Raw genomic sequence first — 17,532 nt, 5'->3', positions numbered from 1 at the left:
CCGGTCTGCGCGTTCGGCGCGACCACGTCGGGCGCGCACGCCGGGCATGCCGGGTGCTGCGGCCTTCGGTGCCGGGGGCGGCGTGGCCTGTGGGGCCCGCCACCGGCCCGGTCGGCCGCCGCGAGCGGCCTACGGAAAAAGCGTAGCCGGGTGAGAAGAACCACACAATGCGAATATCGAAGCCGATCAGGTGCCGCCCGTAGTCGCGGCGGAGTGTCGGTCCCCGGGCGTACGGTTGACGTCATGGCGCTCGACATTCCCCGGCTCGACGGCCGTTTCCAGGTCGTCAGCGATTTCCAGCCGGCCGGTGACCAGCCGGCGGCGATCGACGATCTGGAGCGACGCGTCCGCCGAGGCGACCGGCACACGGTGCTGCTCGGCGCGACCGGCACCGGCAAGAGCGCCACGACCGCCTGGCTGGTCGAGCGGCTGCAACGGCCCACGCTGGTGCTGGCGCCCAACAAGACGCTCTGCGCCCAGCTGGCCAAGGAGTTCAGCGAGCTGCTGCCGGACAACGCGGTGGAGTACTTCGTCTCGTATTACGACTACTACCAGCCCGAGGCGTACATCCCGCAGACCGACACGTACATCGAGAAGGACTCCTCGATCAACGAGGAGGTCGAGCGGCTGCGGCACTCGGCCACCATGTCGCTGCTCACCCGGCGCGACGTGGTGGTGGTGGCGACCGTCTCGGCGATCTACGGCCTGGGCACCCCGGAGGAATACCTGGACCGTGCGGTGCGGGTCGCCGTCGGCCAGGAGCTCGACCGGGACCAGTTGCTGCGCCGACTGGTCGACATCCAGTACACCCGCAACGACATGGCCTTCCAGCGGGGCACGTTCCGGGTCCGGGGCGACACGTTGGAGATCATTCCGGCGTACGAGGAACTCGCCGTCCGCATCGAGCTCTTCGGCGACGAGGTGGAGAAGCTCTACTACCTCAACCCGCTCACCGGGGACGTGGTGCGCGAGGTCGACCATCTGCTGATCTTCCCGGCGACGCACTACGCGGCCGGGCCGGAGCGGATGGAGCGGGCGGTCCGCGACATCGAGGCCGAGTTGGGCGAGCGCCTGGCCGAGTTGGATCGGCAGGGCAAGCTGCTGGAGGCGCAGCGGCTGCGGATGCGCACCACGTACGACATCGAGATGATGCGGCAGGTCGGCTTCTGCTCCGGCATCGAGAACTACTCGATGCACATCGACGGGCGGTTGCCCGGCAGCCCGCCGCACTGCCTGCTCGACTACTTCCCCGACGACTTCCTCACCGTCGTCGACGAGTCGCACGTGACGATCCCGCAGATCGGCGGGATGTTCGAGGGCGACGCCTCGCGCAAGCGGATGCTGATCGACCACGGGTTCCGGCTGCCCAGCGCCGCCGACAACCGTCCGCTGCGCTTCGACGAGTTCCTGGAGCGGGTCGGCCAGATGGTCTTCCTGTCGGCCACCCCGGGGCCGTGGGAGTTGGAGCACGCCCAGGGCGAGTACGTCGAGCAGGTGATCCGCCCGACCGGCCTGGTGGACCCGGAGGTCGTGGTCAAGCCCACCAAGGGCCAGATCGACGACCTGATGCACGAGATCAAGCTGCGCACTGAGCGTGACGAGCGGGTCCTGGTCACCACGTTGACCAAGAAGATGGCCGAGGACCTGTCGGACTATCTGCTGGAGAACGGCATCCGGGTGCGGTATCTGCACTCCGAGGTGGACACGTTGCGCCGGGTCGAGTTGCTACGTGAGTTGCGTCGGGGCGACTACGACGTGCTGGTCGGCATCAACCTGCTGCGCGAGGGGCTGGACCTGCCCGAGGTGTCGTTGGTGGCGATCCTGGACGCGGACAAGGAGGGCTTCCTGCGCAGTGGCCGGTCGTTGATCCAGACCATCGGTCGCGCGGCCCGTAACGTCTCCGGCCAGGTGCACATGTACGCCGACAAGATCACTCCGTCGATGGCGGCCGCGATCGAGGAGACCGATCGGCGCCGGGCCAAGCAGATCGCGCACAACGAGGCGCACGGGATCAGTCCCGAGCCGCTGCGCAAGAAGATCCACGACATTCTCGACGACATCTACCGCGAGGCGGAGGACACCGAGGCGACCCGGGTCGGTGGTGCGGTGCGCCAGTTGTCGCGGGGCAAGGCACCGGTCAAGGAGACCCGTAGCCGGGCTCGGGGCGGTGCGGCCACCCCGGCCCGCGAGGGCATGGCGCGGGCCGAGTTGGCGCAGCTCATCCAGGAGCTCAACGACCAGATGCTGGCCGCCGCGCGCGAGTTGCAGTTCGAGTTGGCCGCCCGGATCCGCGACGAGGTCGCCGACCTCAAGAAGGAGTTGCGGGGAATGGACGCCGCCGGGGTGTCGTGATGGCCCGGGGCGGGTGTGGTGGCGCTTGGCGATATCGGTTCGTTGCATAGCGCGAGCGAGGTATTGCCGTGCGTGACTGTCCTGCGTACTCTCCGACGGTGGGGAGGCCGGGATGCCGTTGTCAGCAAGTCCTGTCATCCGCAGGGTTCGGCTCGGCGCGGAGTTGCGCCAGCTGCGCCGCGGGGAGTCACTCACCTTGGAGCAGGTCTGTGGCCAGCTCGGGTGGGCGTCCACGTCCAAGTTGTCCCGCATCGAGCTGGGTCAGAGTCGGCCGGACCTGGCCGACGTGCTGGATCTGCTCGACGTCTACCAGGTGCCGCCACCGCAGCGCGAGGCGTTGATCGTCATCGCCCGGGACGCGGCGGCCGGTCGCGGCTGGTCCCGGGCGCTGGGTGAGATGGGGGAGCGGCAACGCGCGTACGCGGAGCTGGAGGCGGGCGCGGCGGGCATCGTCGAGTACCAACCGGCCGTGCTGCCCGGGTTGGTGCAGACCCCGGCGTACGCCCGGCTGCGGCTGGCGGCTGCGGCGCTGATCGGTCCCGAGCTGGACCTGGAGGCCGAGGTGCGGGCTCGCGGGCTGCGGCAGCAGGTGCTGCGCCGGGCCGATCCGCCGCACTACACGGCGCTACTGGACGAGCGGGTCTGCGCCCTCGGCGGCATGCCGGTGGACGTCTGGCGGGAGCAGCTGTGGCACCTGGTGGCGCTGACCGAGCTGCCGCACGTCACCATCCGGCTGGTGCCCGGCGACGTCCCGTCCCACGACGGTGTGCATCCGTTGGCGGGCTTCTCGTGGTACGTCTTTCCCGATCCGGCGGATCCGCGCACGGTGATGGTGGAGACGCTCACCACCGACCTGCGGCTGGTCGCCGAGGCCGACATCGCCCGCTACGAACGGATGGTCGAGTGGCTGTCGGCGGTGGCGCTGCCGGCCACCGAGACCGCGGCGGTGCTGGCCCGGCAGGCCGAGCGACCGGAGATCCCCCGGCCCGCCGACCCCGTCGAGGACGCCGTGCGGGCTCCCGTCGAGGAGGTCCCGGCCGCAGAGCGCGACGCGGAGCGGCTCGCCGGCTGACGTCCGCCGGTCCGGGCCGGACGCGATTAGTCGGGTGGGGACGCGCGGCCGGCGGGCCCGGCGCGCCCCCGAGCCCGTCGGGACCGCCGACCGCGCGTCGCGGGCACGATAGACGAGGGGTACGACATTTTTCGGTCCCGCGCCGGGCCGGGACGGCGTCCTCAGGCGGGTACGTCGACGAAATGCTCGACGAGCGGCGGACCGGCGAAGTGCGGACCGATCAGCCCGCGCCACTGCGCGAAGCGGTCGGTCTGCCGGAAGTTGACCTCGTGCGCCTCGACCGAGTCCCACTCGACCAGCAGCACGAACCGCGTGGGGGACTCGACACCCCGGGTCATCCGGACCGAGCGGCAGCCGGGCGTGTCGGCGAGGACCGGGTGCGCCGTGCGGTACGCGGCGGCGAACTCGTCCTCCTGCCCGGGAATCACGTCGATCAGCGCGACTTCAAGCACCATGTCAGCAGCCTCGCACGGCGGGCGGGTCGGGGTGGGCGCAGGGGTCTGTTCCACCGGCGGTCGGCGCTCTAGGGTGAGCGCGCGACAGACCCGGGAGGACCTGTGATCGACTGGCTCACCAGCACGGCGTTCAGCGTCGCCGGGGCGGGCATCAGCTGGGCGGAGCTGCTGGGCTTCGGCACCGGTGTGGTGAACGTCTGGCTGATCGCCCGGCAGCACATCGCCAACTGGGCGATCGGCATCGCCAACGTGCTGCTGCTCGGACTGTTGTTCTGGACGACGGGTCTGTACGCCGACGCGAGCCTGCAACTGGTCTACGTGGCTCTCGGCTGCTACGGGTGGTGGCACTGGTTGTACGGCGGCGAGCGGCGCAGCCGGCTCACGGTGACCCGGACCGGGCGGCGGGAGTGGTGGGCGCTCGGTGTGGCGGGGGTGCTGCTCACCGGCGGGATCTGGCTGCTGCTGGACCGGGCCACCGACTCGACCGTGCCGCTGCCCGACGCGCTCACCACGGCGCTGTCGCTGCTGGCCACGTACGGGCAGACCCGCAAGCTGGTGGAGAGTTGGTGGCTGTGGATCGCCGCCGACCTGATCTACATCCCGCTCTACGGGTACAAGGGACTCTGGCTGACCGCCGTGCTGTACGTGATCTTCCTCGGTCTCTGCGTGGTGGGTCTGCGGGCGTGGCGGTCGGACCTGCGGCGACGTGCGGTCGCCGCACCGGTGCCGCCCGGCCCGGCGCCGGTGGTCGCGTGAGCGGCGGGACCGACCCGGCGGCCACCCCGCCCGGGGACGCCCCCCGGTTCCGGCACGGCATGGTGGTCGGGAAGTTCTATCCGCCGCATGCCGGCCACCACGCGCTGATCGAGGCGGCGGCGGCGCGCTGCGCGACGGTGACCGTGGTGGTCGCGCCGTCCCGGCGGGAGTCGATCCCGCTCGCCGAGCGGGTCGCCTGGTTGCGGGAGGCGCACGCGGGCAGCGGCCGGGTCCGGGTGGTGGGGCGGTATGACGACCATCCGGTCGACTACGCGGACCCGGCGGTGTGGGACGCGCACTGCGCGGTGTTCCGGGAGGCGGTCGGGCCCGAGCCGGTGGACGCCGTGTTCTCCTCCGAGGAGTACGGCGCGGAGTTGGCCCGTCGCTTCGACGCGGTGGCGGTCTGCGTGGACCCGGACCGGCGGGCGGTGCCGGTCTCCGGTACGGCGGTCCGCGCCGACCCGGTGACACACTGGCGGTGGCTGAGCCCGCCGGTGCGGGCCTGGTTCGTCCGCCGGGTCGTGGTGGTGGGCGCCGAGTCCAGCGGCACCACCACGATGGCGGCGGCGCTGGCCGCCCACTACGACACGGCGTGGGTCCCCGAGTACGGCCGCGAGCTGACCGCCCGCAAGCTGGCGCTCCTGCGTCGGCGGGAGCCCTCGGCGACGGTCTTCGACGTGACCTGGGACCGGGACGACTTCGTCGAGGTGGTCCGTGGGCAGCAGGCGGCCGAGGACGCGGCGGCCCGGGTCAGCGGCCCGCTGCTGTTCTGCGACACGGACGCCCGGGCGACCGCCGTCTGGGAGGAGCGGTATCTGGGCTCGACCTCCTCGGTGGTCCGGGCGGCGGCCCGACGTCCGGCGCTGTATCTGCTGACCGACCACGAGGGCGTGCCCTTCGACGACGACGGGCTGCGTGACGGCGAGCACCTGCGGGCCTGGATGACCGGGCGGTTCCGCACCGAGCTCGTCGGGTGCGGGGTGCCGACGGTGACGCTGTCCGGGTCGCACGCCGAGCGGCTGGCCACGGCGGTGGCGGCGTGCGACGCACTGCTGGCCGCGGGATGGTCCCTGGCCGATCCGCTGCTCCCCGCCACCCACGACACCTAGCCTCCTAGGATGCCATAGCGGGAGGGCGGGACCGCCCGTGTGGTGGTGATCGTCGGATCGGGCACCCTGGTAGGCGCGGTGCGACACGGCGAAGGAGAGGTTGGGAACGTGGGCCTGGAACGGGACTGGCGGCTCGTGGGTGCGCCCAACGCGCGGGATCTGGGTGGTCTGGTCGGTGCGCGGGGACGGCGGGTCCGGCCGGGGCGGCTGATCCGTACCCCCGCGTTGGGCCGGCTGACCGACGAGGACCTGACGGTGCTGGCCGGGCTCGGTCCGGCGTGCGTGGTGGATCTGCGGGACGACTCGGAGATGTCGGTGGCCCCGCCGGACCGGCTGGTCGGCGCGCCGACCGTGGTGCACCTGCCGGTGCACGACCCGGCCCATCCGGTCTTCACCTACGTCTCGGCGGTGCTGCTCGGGCACGACCTGGACGGGTACGCGGACCTGGCGCGGCAGGGGACACCGGCGGCGATGGCGGACATCTACCGCTGGTTCGTGACCGGGGAGTCGGCCCGGGCGGGTTTCGGCGCGGCGGTGCGGTTGGCGGCCGAGGCACCGAACCTGCCGTTGGTGTACCACTGCTCGGCGGGCAAGGACCGCACCGGTTGGCTGACCGTGGTGCTGCTGCACGCCCTGGGCGTGGACGAGGCCGCGATCCGGGCCGACTACCTGGCCAACAACGAGTTGACCGAGAGCCTGCGCGAGGTGCTGATCGAGGCGATGCGGCGGCGGCATCCCGGGCTTGACGACGCGGCGGTGCGTCCGGTGCTGGAGGTCCGTCCGGAGTATCTGGACGCCGGGTACGCGCAGGTGCGGCGGGTGCACGGGTCGTTCGACGCGTACCTGCGGGACGGGCTGGGGGTCACCGGGGAGACGGTGGCGGCGTTGCGGGCCAACCTGCTGGAGTGAGGTGGTGGCGGTCGCGCCACAGCCGGGCGGAGATGTCGGCGACCAGCCGTCGGGCGTGCGCGTCGGCCGGGCCGCTGGGCTGTTGCGCGGTCAGCGGGGTGGTGGTGCAGACGACCAGCAGGTACGGCGGGGCGTCGGTGGGGAAGACCACTGCCGCGCCGTGGCGGACTCCGCGTACCCAGCCGTTCTTGTGGGCCAGCCGGGTGCCGGCGGGTAGGCCCTCGGCGATGTCCTGGCGGACCTGTTGGGCGCAGAGCACGTCGCGCATCGCGGCGCAGGCGGCGGGTGAGGCGACCGGCCCGGGGCGGGTGGCGCCGACGGCGACGGCGCGCAGCAGGGCGGCCAGGTCGGCGGCGGTGACCAGGTTGGTGATGCCGGCGTCGCGGGCGGCGAGGTCCTCGATGCCCCGGGCGGTGACGCTGTGCCGGGCGCCGGCTGCGGCCCAGACCTCGGCCACGGCGGGTCGGCCGACGTGGTCGAGGAGCAGGTTGGTGGCGAGGTTGCTGGACCGCACGATCATCCGTTCGGCGAGCCAGCGCAGCGGCACCTGCCGTCCGAGCCGGTCCCAGACCTCCTGGTCGTTGTCGTACTCCCGGACGCAGGAGTACGGGGGTGCGTCCGGGAGGGCGGAGGTGAACCGGTTGCGGACCGGCACCGGGGTGTCCAGGTCGAGCCGTCCGGTCTCGGCGGTGCGGTGCAGCGCGGCGAGCACCGCGAGTTTCATGGTGCTCGCCGCGTAGTGGGTGACCTCGGCGTGTCGGGTCCAGGTGGGCGGGGCGTCGAGCCGCCCCGCGTACACCGAGATCGTGCCGGGTTCCCGGTCCAGCCGCGCGTCGTCGGCGGACATGAAAGGGGTCAGCCGGCGTGCTTGCGGCGGGCGGCGGTGCGCGCCCGCTGGGTCTGGTCGAGCACGACCTTGCGGATGCGTACGGCGGCGGGGGTGACCTCGACGCACTCGTCCTCGCGGCAGAACTCGAGGGCCTGCTCCAGCGACAGCTTGCGCGGCGGGATCAGCTTCTCGGTCTCGTCGGCGGTGGAGGAGCGCATGTTGGTGAGCTTCTTCTCCTTGGTGATGTTGACGTCCATGTCGTCGGAGCGGGAGTTCTCCCCGACGATCATGCCCTCGTACACCTCGGTGGTGGGCTCGACGAAGAGTTGGCCGCGTTCCTGGAGGTTGGTCATCGCGAAGGCGGTGACCGCACCGGCCCGGTCGGCGACCAGCGAGCCGTTGTTGCGGGTCCGCAGCTCGCCGAACCACGGCTCGTACGACTCGAAGACGTGGTGCAGGATGCCGGTGCCACGGGTCTCGGTGAGGAACTCGGTGCGGAAGCCGATCAGGCCGCGCGCCGGGACCAGCCACTCCATCCGGATCCAGCCGGTGCCGTGGTTGACCAGCTGCTCCATCCGGCCCTTGCGGGTGGCCAGCAGCTGGGTGATCGCGCCGAGGTAGTCGTCGGGCGAGTCGATGGTGAGCCGCTCCACCGGCTCGCAGGTGCGGCCGTCGATCTCGCGGGTGACCACCTGCGGCTTGCCGACGGTCAGCTCGAAGGACTCGCGGCGCATCTGCTCGACCAGGATCGCCAGCGCCAGCTCGCCTCGGCCCTGCACCTCCCAGGCGTCCGGGCGCTCGGTGGGCAGCACCCGCAGCGACACGTTGCCGATCAGTTCCTTGTCCAGCCGGTCCTTGACCATCCGGGCGGTGACCTTGGCGCCCTTGACCCGGCCGACCAGCGGCGAGGTGTTGGTGCCGATGGTCATCGAGATGGCCGGCTCGTCGACGGTGATCAGCGGCAGCGGCTGCGGGTTCTCCGCGTCGGCGAGCGTCTCGCCGATCATGATCTCGGGGATGCCGGCGACGGCGATGATGTCGCCCGGGCCGGCCGAGTCGGCGGGCTTGCGCTCCAGGCCCTCGGTCATCAGCAGCTCGGAGATGCGGACCCGCTGGGTGCTGCCGTCGGTGCGGCACCAGGCCACGGTCTGGCCCTTGGCGATGGTGCCCTGCCGGACCCGGCACAGCGCGAGGCGGCCGAGGAACGGGGAGGCGTCGAGGTTGGTCACGTGCGCCTGGAGCGGGGCCTGCTCGTCGTACGCGGGCGGCGGGATGGTGTCCAGCAGGGTGCGGAACAGCGGCTCCAGGCTCTGGCTGTCCTGGGGTACGGAGCCGTCGGCGGGCTGGGTCAGCGAGGCGATGCCGTCGCGGGCGCAGGCGTAGACGATCGGGAAGTCGATCTGCTCCTCGTCGGCGTCGAGGTCGAGGAAGAGCTCGTAGCTGTCGTCGACGACCTCCTTGATCCGGGCGTCGGGACGGTCCACCTTGTTGATCACGAGGATGATCGGCATCCGGGCCTTGAGGGCCTTGCGGAGCACGAACCGGGTCTGCGGCAGCGGGCCCTCGCTGGCGTCGACCAGGAGCACCACGCCGTCGACCATGGTCAGGCCGCGCTCGACCTCACCGCCGAAGTCGGCGTGGCCGGGGGTGTCGATGATGTTGATGGTGACCGGGTCGGAGCCGTCCGCCGGCAGGTAGCGCACGCCGGTGTTCTTGGCGAGGATGGTGATGCCCTTCTCGCGTTCGAGGTCCATCGAGTCCATCACCCGCTCGGTCACCTCGCCCCGGGCGCCGTAGGCGCCGGCCTGCCGCAACATGGCATCGACCAGGGTGGTCTTGCCGTGGTCGACGTGAGCGATGATGGCGACGTTGCGAAGGTCGGTGCGCAGCTGCATGAGCTCCATCCTCCCGCCTCGGCGGTAGCCGCGTGGCGTCGGGGTCACCGGAGGGTGGGGCCGCGCGGTGACGGAGAGCACTGTCACACTTGCAGGGCAGTCCTGCCGAGGTGATCCGGGGGCGCCGTGCACGATCTGCTGAACTCGGTGCAGAGCCTGCCACCGGGTCTGATCTACGTGGTGGCGGCCCTGGTGGTGGCGGCCGAGACGGCTCTGCTCGTCGGGTTGGTGGCGCCCGGTGAGGCCACTCTGCTGTTGGTGGGCTTCCTCACGTACACCGGGACGTTGCGGCTCGGTCCGGCGCTGGCGGTGATGGTCGTCGCGGCGGCGACGGGCGACGCGGTGGCGTTCCGGGCCGGGCGGCGCTACGGACCCCGGTTGCGGGCGAGCCGGTGGGGTGCGCGGGTGGGGCCGCAGCGGTGGGCCCGGGCCGACGCGATGCTCGGGCGGATGGGGGGCCGGGGCGTGCTGACCGCCCGCTGGGTGGCGTTCGCCCGGACGCTGGTGCCCCGGCTGGCGGGCGCGGCGGGCATGCCGTACCGCCGGTTCGCGCCGTGGAACCTGGCCGGGGTGGCGACCTGGGTGGGTGGGTCGGTGCTGGTGGGGCACCTGGCGGGTGAGTCGTATGCGACGGTGTCCCGGCTGCTCGGGCAGGCCACCGGCGCGGTGCTGGTGCTGATCGCGGCGCTGCTCGCGGTGGTGATGGTCGGGCGGTGGCTGGGGCGTAACCCGGACCCGGTCCGGGCGCTGGTGACGCGGGCCGCGCGACTGCCGCCGCTGCGGTGGCTGTCGGCCCGGTACGGGCTGCTGTTCTTCCTGCTCAGTCTGCGGCTCGGTCCGGCCTGGGCGTTGCTGGCGAATCTGGCGGCCGGGGTGGTGCTGCTGTTCGCGGTCGGTCTGGTCATCGCCTGGGCGTTGCGGACGGTGGTCCGGCACAGCGGTCTGTCACTGGTGGACGGGGCGATCGCGGGGTGGTTCGCGGCGCGGCGTACGCCGGACGCGGTGGAGGCGACGCAGGCGGCGGTGTCGGTGTTGCGCGGGTCGTCGCTGATCGTGGTGGTCGCGGTGGTGGCGCTGGTGCAGGCGTGGCGGCACCGGCCGTGGCAGGCGGACCTGCTCAGTGTGGTGGGCACGGTCGGTGCGTTCGTGCCGCTGGTGGTGTTGGCGGTGGTGGCCGACCTGGCCGCCGGCGGACGGACGGTGCTGTTCTCCACGCAGAACGTGGTGGTCACGGCCAGCCTGTGCACGCTGGCCTGGTTGCTGTCGCGGGGGGCGCGGTGGCCGTTGGCGGTGGCGGCCTGGACGGTCGCGGCGGTCGGGGTCGTCGCGATCGGCGGGGCGCGGCTCTATCTGGGGATGAGCACGGCCAGCGGGACGGTGGGCGCGGTGTTGCTGGGTGCGGCGTGGCCGGCGGTGTTCATGGTCGCGTGGGCCACGCGGGACCGGGCGGTGACGGCCGGGTCGGTGCGTGAGTCGGGTTTCGGGCCGACGGTGTAGCCGACAGGGGGCTTGACCTGGGCGGCGTGGATGTGCGGGCCACGAAACACGACCTGGGGCTGTTAGTGTGCGGCGGGCTCGTCACTGCCGAAGGGGGTCGACATGGGACGGAGCGTCACCAGACTGGGCGTCGCGCTGCTCGCCGGGCTGTTGCTGGCGACCGGGGGTGGTTGCGCCAGTGTGGACGCTCCGGCGACGGAGGTGCCCGCGCCGGTCGCGTTGCCGCAGGAGGCGACGGAGCCGACGCAGGCCACCGAGTCGGTCGGGCCGGACGAGGCCAGTCCCACGCCGAAGGCGGTCCAGTCGATGGGTGCCGCGCCCCGGTCGGCTGCCGCGCCGTCGCCGACGGCGAGCGTGAAGCCGACGCCGCGACGCAGCGCCCCGGCGCCGAGGACGGTGCCGAAGCCGCCGACGGAGACCAACGTGCCGCCGAAGCCGCCGAAGCCCGCGCCCAGTGGCTGCCAGCCCACCTACAAGGGCGAGCAGGCCAGCCGGGCGCAGGCCAAGGCGGCGCTGACCGACGCGGCAGGCCGGACCTACTGGCCGACCTCCGCGCCGGACATCCGCGTTCCGCTGGACCTGATCAAGGCGACCGCCTGGCAGGAGAGCGGGTGGCAGTCCAACATCGTCGCCTGCGACGAGGGCATCGGCCTGATGCAGGTGATGCCGGATACCGCGACCTGGATGAACCAGCGGTTCGGGCAGAGCTACGACGTGTGGGACTACCGGGACAACGCCTATCTCGGCGGCACCTATCTGGCGTGGCTCACCAAGTACATCGGTGACATGTACTTCGACGCCGACTACCGGCTGGACGCGGGCCTGTGCACCTCGGGTGTCCTGGACTCCTGTCTGCTCAACGCGGTGATCGCCGCGTACAACTTCGGTCACGGGGCGGTGGCCCGACCGGGGCAGCCGTTGGCCATCCCCAATCCGGGTTACGTGCGCAACGTGCGGGCGCTGATGTCGGAGTGTGTCTGCCTGGGGTTCTGATCGCGGGTGATCCGGCCGGGCCACCAGAACCTCTCGCCGAGCAGGAACGCCAGCGCCGGCACGACGACCGTGCGGACGAGCAGGGTGTCCAGCAGGACGCCCAGGCAGACGATGATGCCGATCTGGGTCAGGGTGATCAGCGGTAGCACGCCGAGCAGCGCGAAGACCGCGGCGAGCAGGATGCCGGCGCTGGTGATGACGCCGCCGGTGGCGCGGAGCGCGGAGAGCATGCCCTCGCGGGTGCCGGTGGCGCGGGCGTCCTCCCGGGCCCGGGTGACCAGGAAGATGTTGTAGTCCACGCCGAGCGCGACGAGGAAGACGAAGGCCAGCAGCGGCACTGTGGTGTCCAGTGCGGGGAAGCCCAGGACGTGGTCGAAGAGCAGCCAGGCACCGCCGAGGCTGGCGAAGTACGACGCGACGACGGTGACCACCAGCAGCACCGGGGCGATGATGCCGCGTAGCAGCAGCACGAGCACTGCGGCGACCAGCAGCAGGATCAGCGGCAGGATCACCCGGAGGTCCCGGTCGTCGGCGGCGGCGGAGTCGTAGTCTCCGGCGAGGCTGCCGCCGACCAGGGCGCCGGAGATCTCGTCGACGCCGGCCGGGGTCGGGGGTGCCGAGTCGGGTACGGCGGAGACAGCGTCGCGGAGCGCGACCAGGGTGCGGTTCGCGGCGGCGGTGCCGGGTTCGGCGTCGAGGACGACGTCGATCTGGGCGACGGTGTCTCCGGCCGGGCCGGGGCGGGCGGAGGCGACCCCGTCGACGGCGGTGGCGGCCTCGGTGACGGCCGGCACGGTGGCGGGGTTGGTCATCACCGCGACGGGTTGGGTGGTGCCGGCGGGGAAGGCGCGGCCGAGGGTCTGCGCGCCGGCCACCGCCTCCGGCTCGATCCGGAACTGCTCGGTCTCGGAGAGGCCGGTGCGCAGGCCCAGCCCGCCGAGGGCGAGCGCGGCCAGCAGCAGGGTGGCCAGCGCCGCGACGGGCACCGGGCGGCGGATCACGGCGGCGCCGAGGCGGCCCCAGATCCGGCCTTCGCGGCCCTGGCTGCCGACCTCGGGCACCAGCGGCCAGAACAGGCGGCGTCCGCCGAGCACCAGGGCGGCGGGCAGCACCAGCAGGGCCGAGGCCATCGCGAGCAGGATGCCGGTGGCGCAGGCCACGGCGAGGGCGCGGTTGAGTTCCCGTTCGCTGAGCAGCAGCGTGAGTACGCCGAGCATGACGGTGCCGCCGCTGGCCAGGATCGGTTCGGCGGTGCGGCGCAGGGCCTTGCGCATCGCGACGAAGCGGTCCTGCTCGCGGCGTAGTTCCTCGCGGTAGCGGGCGATGAGCAGCAGGGCGTAGTTGGTGGCGGCACCGAAGACGAGGACGCTGGCGATGCCGGTCACGGCGCCACCGGCGAAGTTGATGCCGACCGCCGGGATGATGGTGTCCAGGGCGCGCAGGGTGATCTGCTCGGTGGCTGCCACGATGGTCAGCGGGATCAGCCAGAGCAGCGGGCTGCGGTAGGTGACCAGCAGCAGGACCGCGACGACGGCGGCGGTGAAGGCGAGCAGGGTGAGGTCGGCGCCCTCGAAGACCTTGGTGAGGTCGGCGGTGAAGGCGGGCCCGCCGGTGACCTCGACGGTCAGGTCCCCGGGCAGCGCGGTGAGTGACTCGCGCAGCTCGGCCACCTGGGCGCTGACGGCGTCCTGGCCGCCGGCGGTGGACATCGGCACGACGACCAGGGCGACGGTGCCGTCGGGGGACACCTGGGGCGGGACGACCTGGCCGCCGACGGCGAACTCGCTGAGCCCGGTGGAGCCGGTGGTGATCGCGGCCTGGTCGGCGTCGGTCAGTGCGGCGCCGTCGTCGCGGCTGACCACGACCACGGCGGCGGCGACGTCACTTTGGGGCAGTTCGTCCTGGAGCAGCTCGACCTGGGTCGACTCCCAGCTCTCGGACAGGCCGGTGGCGGAGACCGGTGCCGGGTTGTCGGGAGTGGGCAGGGCGAAGACGATCGCGCCGAAGACGACCGTCAGCAGGACGGTGAGCCAGGCTGCGCGGCGGCTGCGCGCGACACGGGTTAATACGGACATCCGTAGGGCCCCTCGAAACAGGTCTCTCGACAGACAGATATCTAGACAGTCGAGAGTTTCGCCCATCAAGATAGATGTGGCAACTACTGGCGGCGTGAGAATCTCGACAACGGTGGTGGACGGCCGGCTGGGTATGCTCCGACGCGGGCGTTCGGGAGGGGAAGCGGCGCGACGTGGCGGCTCAGGGGATGTACCGGCGGCGGGATACCCGCCGGGAGCTGCTGATCGCCGAGATCACCGCCGAGCTGCGCCGCTACGGCGTGGACGCCCAGCACGTGGGGCACGCCTTCGCCGGGCAGCACGGTCTGAACGTCACCGACCTGCAGGCGTTGATCGCGGTCATGGACGCCGAGCTGGCCGAGGCGCCGATCACCCCCGGACGGCTCGGCGAGCGCCTCGCCATCTCCTCCGGGTCGGTCACCGCCCTGATCGACCGGCTGGAGCGCGCCGGGCACATCCGGCGGGACCGGGATCCCACCGACCGGCGCAAGATCCTGCTCCGCTACGCCGACCGTGGTGCGGCGCTCGCGATGGACTTCTTCCGGCCGCTGGGCGAGCGCACCGACCGGGTGATGAGCGGCTTCCGCGACGACGAGCTGGAGGTGGTGTACCGCTTCATCTCCGCCATGGGTGCCTCGCTGCGGGAACACCGGGACACCGTCCGGGGCGCCCGACCCGAGCCGCCCCGACGCCGGACGGAGTGACCCGATGTGGGATCGACTGACGTCGGCGCTAGCCGGCGCCGCGTTGCGACTGCCGCCGGCCCGTACCCGTCGGGTCGCCGTCACCCGGGACATTCCGGTCCGGGTCCGCGACGGGGTGATCCTGCGCACCGACCACTACCGCCCGGACCGGGTGGACGCGCCCACCGTGCTGATCCGCACCCCGTACGGGCGGGGCGGGCCGATGCGGCTGCTCTGCCGGCTCGCCGCCGAGCGCGGCTTCCACGTGGTCATCCAGTCCTGCCGGGGCACCTTCGGCTCCGGCGGCTCCTTCGACCCGTTCGTGCACGAGCGCGACGACGGGTTGGACACCCTCGACTGGCTGCGTCGGCAGCCCTGGTGGGGTGGGGCGTTCGGCATGTTCGGCGCGAGCTACCAGGGTTTCGTGCAGTGGGCGCTGGCCGCCGACGCGGGCACCGAGCTGCGCGCGATGGTCGCCGTGGCCACCGCCTCGTCGACCCGCGACTCCACGTACGCGGGCGAGTCCTTCGCCCTGGACACGGTGCTGACCTGGGTGGAACTGCTCCAGGCGCAGACCGTGCCGTGGCTGGCCCGGCAGTGGGAGCTCAAACGCGGCCAGCCCCGCCTGGCCGCCGCCCTGGCGCACCTGCCCCTGGTCGAGGCGGACCGGATCGCCACCGGGGTCACCGTGCCGTTCTTCCAGGAGTGGCTGGAGCACCACACGCCGCAGGCCGACTACTGGCGTACCCGGATCTTCGACGACCGGCTCGACCGGGTGCGGGCGCCGGTGGCGATGGTCAGCGGGTGGCACGACATCTTCCTGCCCGCCCAGTTGCGTGACTACGCGGCCCTGCGCGCCACCGGTGCGCGGCCGAGGCTGGTGGTGGGGCCGTGGACCCACGGCAGCCCCGGCCTGTTCGTGGCCGCGCTGCGCGAGGGACTCGACTGGCTCGACGAACACCTGAACGACCGCGCCGCGGCGCCGGCCGGTGTCGACCGGGACACCGGTGCCGGCGCGCCCGTGCGGGTGCACCTGGGCGGCACCGGGGGCGGGTGGCGTGACCTGCCCGACTGGCCGCCACCGGCCCGACCCACCCGGTGGCACCTGCACCCGGGCTCCGCGCTGCGTACCTCGTCGCCGGTGCCCTCGCCGCCGGACGCCTTCTGGTACGACCCGGTTGACCCGACCCCCTCGCTGGGCGGCCCGCTGCTGGTGGCCCAGCGCGCCGGGCCGTTCGACAACCGTCCGGTCGAGGCCCGTCCCGACGTGTTGACCTGGACCACCGACCCGCTGGAGCACGCGGTCGAGGTGATCGGCCCGGTGCGGGCGGAGATCCACCTGCGCAGCGAGCTGGCCCACCTGGACGTCTTCGTGCGACTGTGCGACGTGGACCGGCGTGGCCGGTCCTGGAACGTCTGCGACGGCCTGGTCCGCGTCGACCCGCGACGCTTCCGCTCCGACGCCACCGGTGCCGTCGCGGTGCCGGTGGAGATGTGGCCGACCGCCCACCGGTTCGCCCCCGGGCACCGGGTGCGGGTGCAGGTCTCCGGCGGGGCCCATCCCCGCTACTCGCGCAACCCGGGAACCGGCGAACCCCTCGGCGCTGCCGTGACTCTCCGTGGTGGACGTCGGGAGATCATTCACGACCCGGAGTATCCGTCCGCAGTGGTCCTTCCGGTCGTCCACTCTGCCTCACAGGCTTCTCCAAGCTGAATAAACCGGCTCTGAGCTGGGCATTCGTCGAGAAGTGCGGCTATGGTGGGGGTACGCCCGGCGCTGTGCAACCACTGGCCGGGAGCGCTTGTACAGCCTTCCTACCGCGCACGCGGTGTCACTGCCGTGCCCGGCCCCCGACGGATCAGCAGAGGGGGGAACCATGACGCGGGCACCGGCGAACCTGATGGCCGTCCGCAGTTTGCTGCTCAAGCACCTCAACCGCGACCCGAACCGGGTACGCGACGAGGACCTGGAACCCAACGAGGTCGGCATCGTCGGTGATGCCAACCACCGCGGGGGATACCACACCGGATCGGACCGGGTCGTCGCGAACGACTACTCGGTGGTCGAGTCGCCCCGGGACCGCAACGGTCTGACGCTGGACGCGGCCGCGCTGGACGTGGGTATGTTCCGGGTCGGCAGCGGCGGTCGTAACCACGACCTGTTCACGTTCTCGACCTGGTGTGTGGCCCAGTGCGTCGCCAACACGGCGGACAGCCGGGACATCCGCGAGATCATCTACTCACCCGACGGCAAGGTGGTGCGGCGGTGGGACCGACTGGGGCGGCGCAGCACCGGCGACCGTTCCCACCTGTGGCACACCCACTTCAGTTTCTTCCGCGACTCGATCAAGGCGGGACGTGACCAGACGCCGCTGTTCCGCCGTTACCTGACCACCATCGGACTCATCACGCCCGAGCAGGAGGAGATGGACATGACCCCCGAGGAGCACAACTGGCTCAGGACCGTGCACCGCAACCTCACCGTCCTGGACGGCCGCAACCCGATCGGGCAGACCTATACCCGCACCACCACGGGCGAGGACCACACCGACCCGAAGTTCCAGGTCGGGCACCCGACACTGCGCAGCCTCGGCGCGCAGTTGACCGCGTTGCAGTCCGCGGTGGAGTCGCTGGCCAACCGCGACTTCACCGACGAGCAGGCGATCATCACCGGTGTGCTGGCCGGCCTCACCCCCGAGGAGATCGCGGCGGCGATCCCGCCGACCGTGGCCGAGCAGGTCGTACAGGAACTCGGCCGGCGGCTCGCCGCCTGAGGTTAGGCACAGGTGGACGGGTGGCGGCGGGCGGCCCGCCCCGGCCCCCCCCCCCCCCCCCCCGGGGCCCCCCCCGGGCCGATGGGCCCCCCCGCCCCCAACAGAACACGGGGACAAACCACAAAAACCAAAA

General features: G+C 72.2%; 14 protein-coding genes. 10 read left to right on the top strand and 4 right to left on the bottom strand.

Translation table 11 applies throughout. From position 1 onward, the window contains the following. Positions 1-243: 243 nt before the first annotated feature. Positions 244-2,352 (top strand): excinuclease ABC subunit UvrB, encoded by a 2,109-nt coding sequence (uvrB, locus tag ACFYTT_RS18815; protein ID WP_176094829.1) that lies wholly within the window; start codon positions 244-246, stop codon positions 2,350-2,352. 112 nt (positions 2,353-2,464) lie between these two features. After that, positions 2,465-3,424: a helix-turn-helix transcriptional regulator gene (locus tag ACFYTT_RS18810; RefSeq protein ID WP_131057038.1), complete on the top strand. Its 960-nt coding sequence runs from the start codon at positions 2,465-2,467 to the stop codon at positions 3,422-3,424. Positions 3,425-3,585: 161 nt separating this feature from the next. Here the strand turns inward: ACFYTT_RS18810 and ACFYTT_RS18805 are convergent, their stop codons facing one another. Next, on the bottom strand, positions 3,586-3,879 hold the full coding sequence (locus ACFYTT_RS18805) for an antibiotic biosynthesis monooxygenase (protein WP_131056996.1): 294 nt from the start codon (positions 3,877-3,879) through the stop codon (positions 3,586-3,588). 102 nt (positions 3,880-3,981) lie between these two features. On the opposite strand from ACFYTT_RS18805, the gene pnuC reads away from it, so the two are divergent. The 3 genes from pnuC (at position 3,982) to ACFYTT_RS18790 (ending at position 6,653) form a co-directional block, all read left to right on the top strand. Beyond that, a complete protein-coding gene (gene pnuC / locus ACFYTT_RS18800; protein WP_176094827.1) occupies positions 3,982-4,635 on the top strand; it encodes a nicotinamide riboside transporter PnuC in 654 nt (217 codons plus the stop codon). Next, a complete protein-coding gene (locus ACFYTT_RS18795) occupies positions 4,632-5,744 on the top strand; it encodes an AAA family ATPase (protein WP_387260681.1) in 1,113 nt (370 codons plus the stop codon). Before pnuC ends, ACFYTT_RS18795 begins: the two co-directional genes overlap by 4 nt. Before the next feature lie 114 nt (positions 5,745-5,858). Then, on the top strand, positions 5,859-6,653 hold the full coding sequence (locus tag ACFYTT_RS18790; protein WP_131055887.1) for a tyrosine-protein phosphatase: 795 nt from the start codon (positions 5,859-5,861) through the stop codon (positions 6,651-6,653). On the opposite strand, the gene ACFYTT_RS18785 is transcribed toward ACFYTT_RS18790, so the two are convergent. Together ACFYTT_RS18785 and typA are read right to left on the bottom strand one after the other, a co-directional pair. Continuing rightward, on the bottom strand, positions 6,607-7,500 hold the full coding sequence (locus tag ACFYTT_RS18785) for a serine hydrolase (RefSeq protein WP_387260679.1): 894 nt from the start codon (positions 7,498-7,500) through the stop codon (positions 6,607-6,609). The two genes, ACFYTT_RS18790 and ACFYTT_RS18785, sit on opposite strands and share 47 nt — an antisense overlap. An 8-nt stretch (positions 7,501-7,508) precedes the next feature. Beyond that, positions 7,509-9,377, bottom strand: coding sequence for a translational GTPase TypA (gene typA / locus ACFYTT_RS18780; protein WP_131055881.1), 1,869 nt, complete (start codon positions 9,375-9,377; stop codon positions 7,509-7,511). Positions 9,378-9,503: 126 nt separating this feature from the next. On the opposite strand from typA, the gene ACFYTT_RS18775 reads away from it, so the two are divergent. Continuing rightward, positions 9,504-10,874, top strand: a complete 1,371-nt coding sequence (locus ACFYTT_RS18775) for a DedA family protein (RefSeq protein ID WP_387260676.1) — start codon at positions 9,504-9,506, stop codon at positions 10,872-10,874. 102 nt (positions 10,875-10,976) lie between these two features. Next, positions 10,977-11,867, top strand: coding sequence for a lytic transglycosylase domain-containing protein (locus ACFYTT_RS18770; RefSeq protein WP_387260673.1), 891 nt, complete (start codon positions 10,977-10,979; stop codon positions 11,865-11,867). Here ACFYTT_RS18770 and ACFYTT_RS18765 read toward each other — a convergent pair. Continuing rightward, positions 11,813-13,942, bottom strand: a complete 2,130-nt coding sequence (locus tag ACFYTT_RS18765) for an efflux RND transporter permease subunit (protein ID WP_176094823.1) — start codon at positions 13,940-13,942, stop codon at positions 11,813-11,815. The genes ACFYTT_RS18770 and ACFYTT_RS18765 overlap by 55 nt on opposite strands. Positions 13,943-14,130: 188 nt before the next feature. Here ACFYTT_RS18765 and ACFYTT_RS18760 point away from each other — a divergent pair, with 188 nt between their 5' ends. From ACFYTT_RS18760 to ACFYTT_RS18750, 3 genes are all read left to right on the top strand, one after another. Continuing rightward, positions 14,131-14,646 carry a MarR family winged helix-turn-helix transcriptional regulator gene (locus ACFYTT_RS18760; protein ID WP_131054684.1) on the top strand — a complete coding sequence of 172 codons (516 nt, stop codon included), beginning with the start codon at positions 14,131-14,133 and terminating at the stop codon, positions 14,644-14,646. A gap of 4 nt (positions 14,647-14,650) precedes the next feature. Next, positions 14,651-16,339, top strand: coding sequence for a CocE/NonD family hydrolase (locus ACFYTT_RS18755; protein WP_387260670.1), 1,689 nt, complete (start codon positions 14,651-14,653; stop codon positions 16,337-16,339). Positions 16,340-16,502: 163 nt separating this feature from the next. Further along, positions 16,503-17,399 (top strand): hypothetical protein, encoded by an 897-nt coding sequence (locus ACFYTT_RS18750; RefSeq protein WP_176094821.1) that lies wholly within the window; start codon positions 16,503-16,505, stop codon positions 17,397-17,399. Positions 17,400-17,532 lie beyond the last annotated feature (133 nt).

The organism is Micromonospora sp. NPDC003816, from assembly GCF_042874705.1.
Classification (GTDB): domain Bacteria; phylum Actinomycetota; class Actinomycetes; order Mycobacteriales; family Micromonosporaceae; genus Micromonospora.
The sequence above is the reverse complement of the archived record's forward strand: the minus strand, read 5'-3'. Positions and strand labels throughout refer to the sequence as shown.

Bases quoted from the DNA above. Each gene is read 5' to 3' on its own strand.
- uvrB (WP_176094829.1), top strand. From the start codon at position 244: ATGGCGCTCGACATTCCCCGGCTCGACGGCCGTTTCCAGGTCGTCAGC.
- ACFYTT_RS18810 (WP_131057038.1), top strand. From the start codon at position 2,465: ATGCCGTTGTCAGCAAGTCCTGTCATCCGCAGGGTTCGGCTCGGCGCG.
- ACFYTT_RS18805 (WP_131056996.1), bottom strand. From the start codon at position 3,879: ATGGTGCTTGAAGTCGCGCTGATCGACGTGATTCCCGGGCAGGAGGAC.
- ACFYTT_RS18785 (WP_387260679.1), bottom strand. From the start codon at position 7,500: ATGTCCGCCGACGACGCGCGGCTGGACCGGGAACCCGGCACGATCTCG.
- typA (WP_131055881.1), bottom strand. From the start codon at position 9,377: ATGCAGCTGCGCACCGACCTTCGCAACGTCGCCATCATCGCTCACGTC.
- ACFYTT_RS18770 (WP_387260673.1), top strand. From the start codon at position 10,977: ATGGGACGGAGCGTCACCAGACTGGGCGTCGCGCTGCTCGCCGGGCTG.
- ACFYTT_RS18765 (WP_176094823.1), bottom strand. From the start codon at position 13,942: ATGTCCGTATTAACCCGTGTCGCGCGCAGCCGCCGCGCAGCCTGGCTC.
- ACFYTT_RS18760 (WP_131054684.1), top strand. From the start codon at position 14,131: ATGTACCGGCGGCGGGATACCCGCCGGGAGCTGCTGATCGCCGAGATC.
- ACFYTT_RS18755 (WP_387260670.1), top strand. From the start codon at position 14,651: ATGTGGGATCGACTGACGTCGGCGCTAGCCGGCGCCGCGTTGCGACTG.
- ACFYTT_RS18750 (WP_176094821.1), top strand. From the start codon at position 16,503: ATGACGCGGGCACCGGCGAACCTGATGGCCGTCCGCAGTTTGCTGCTC.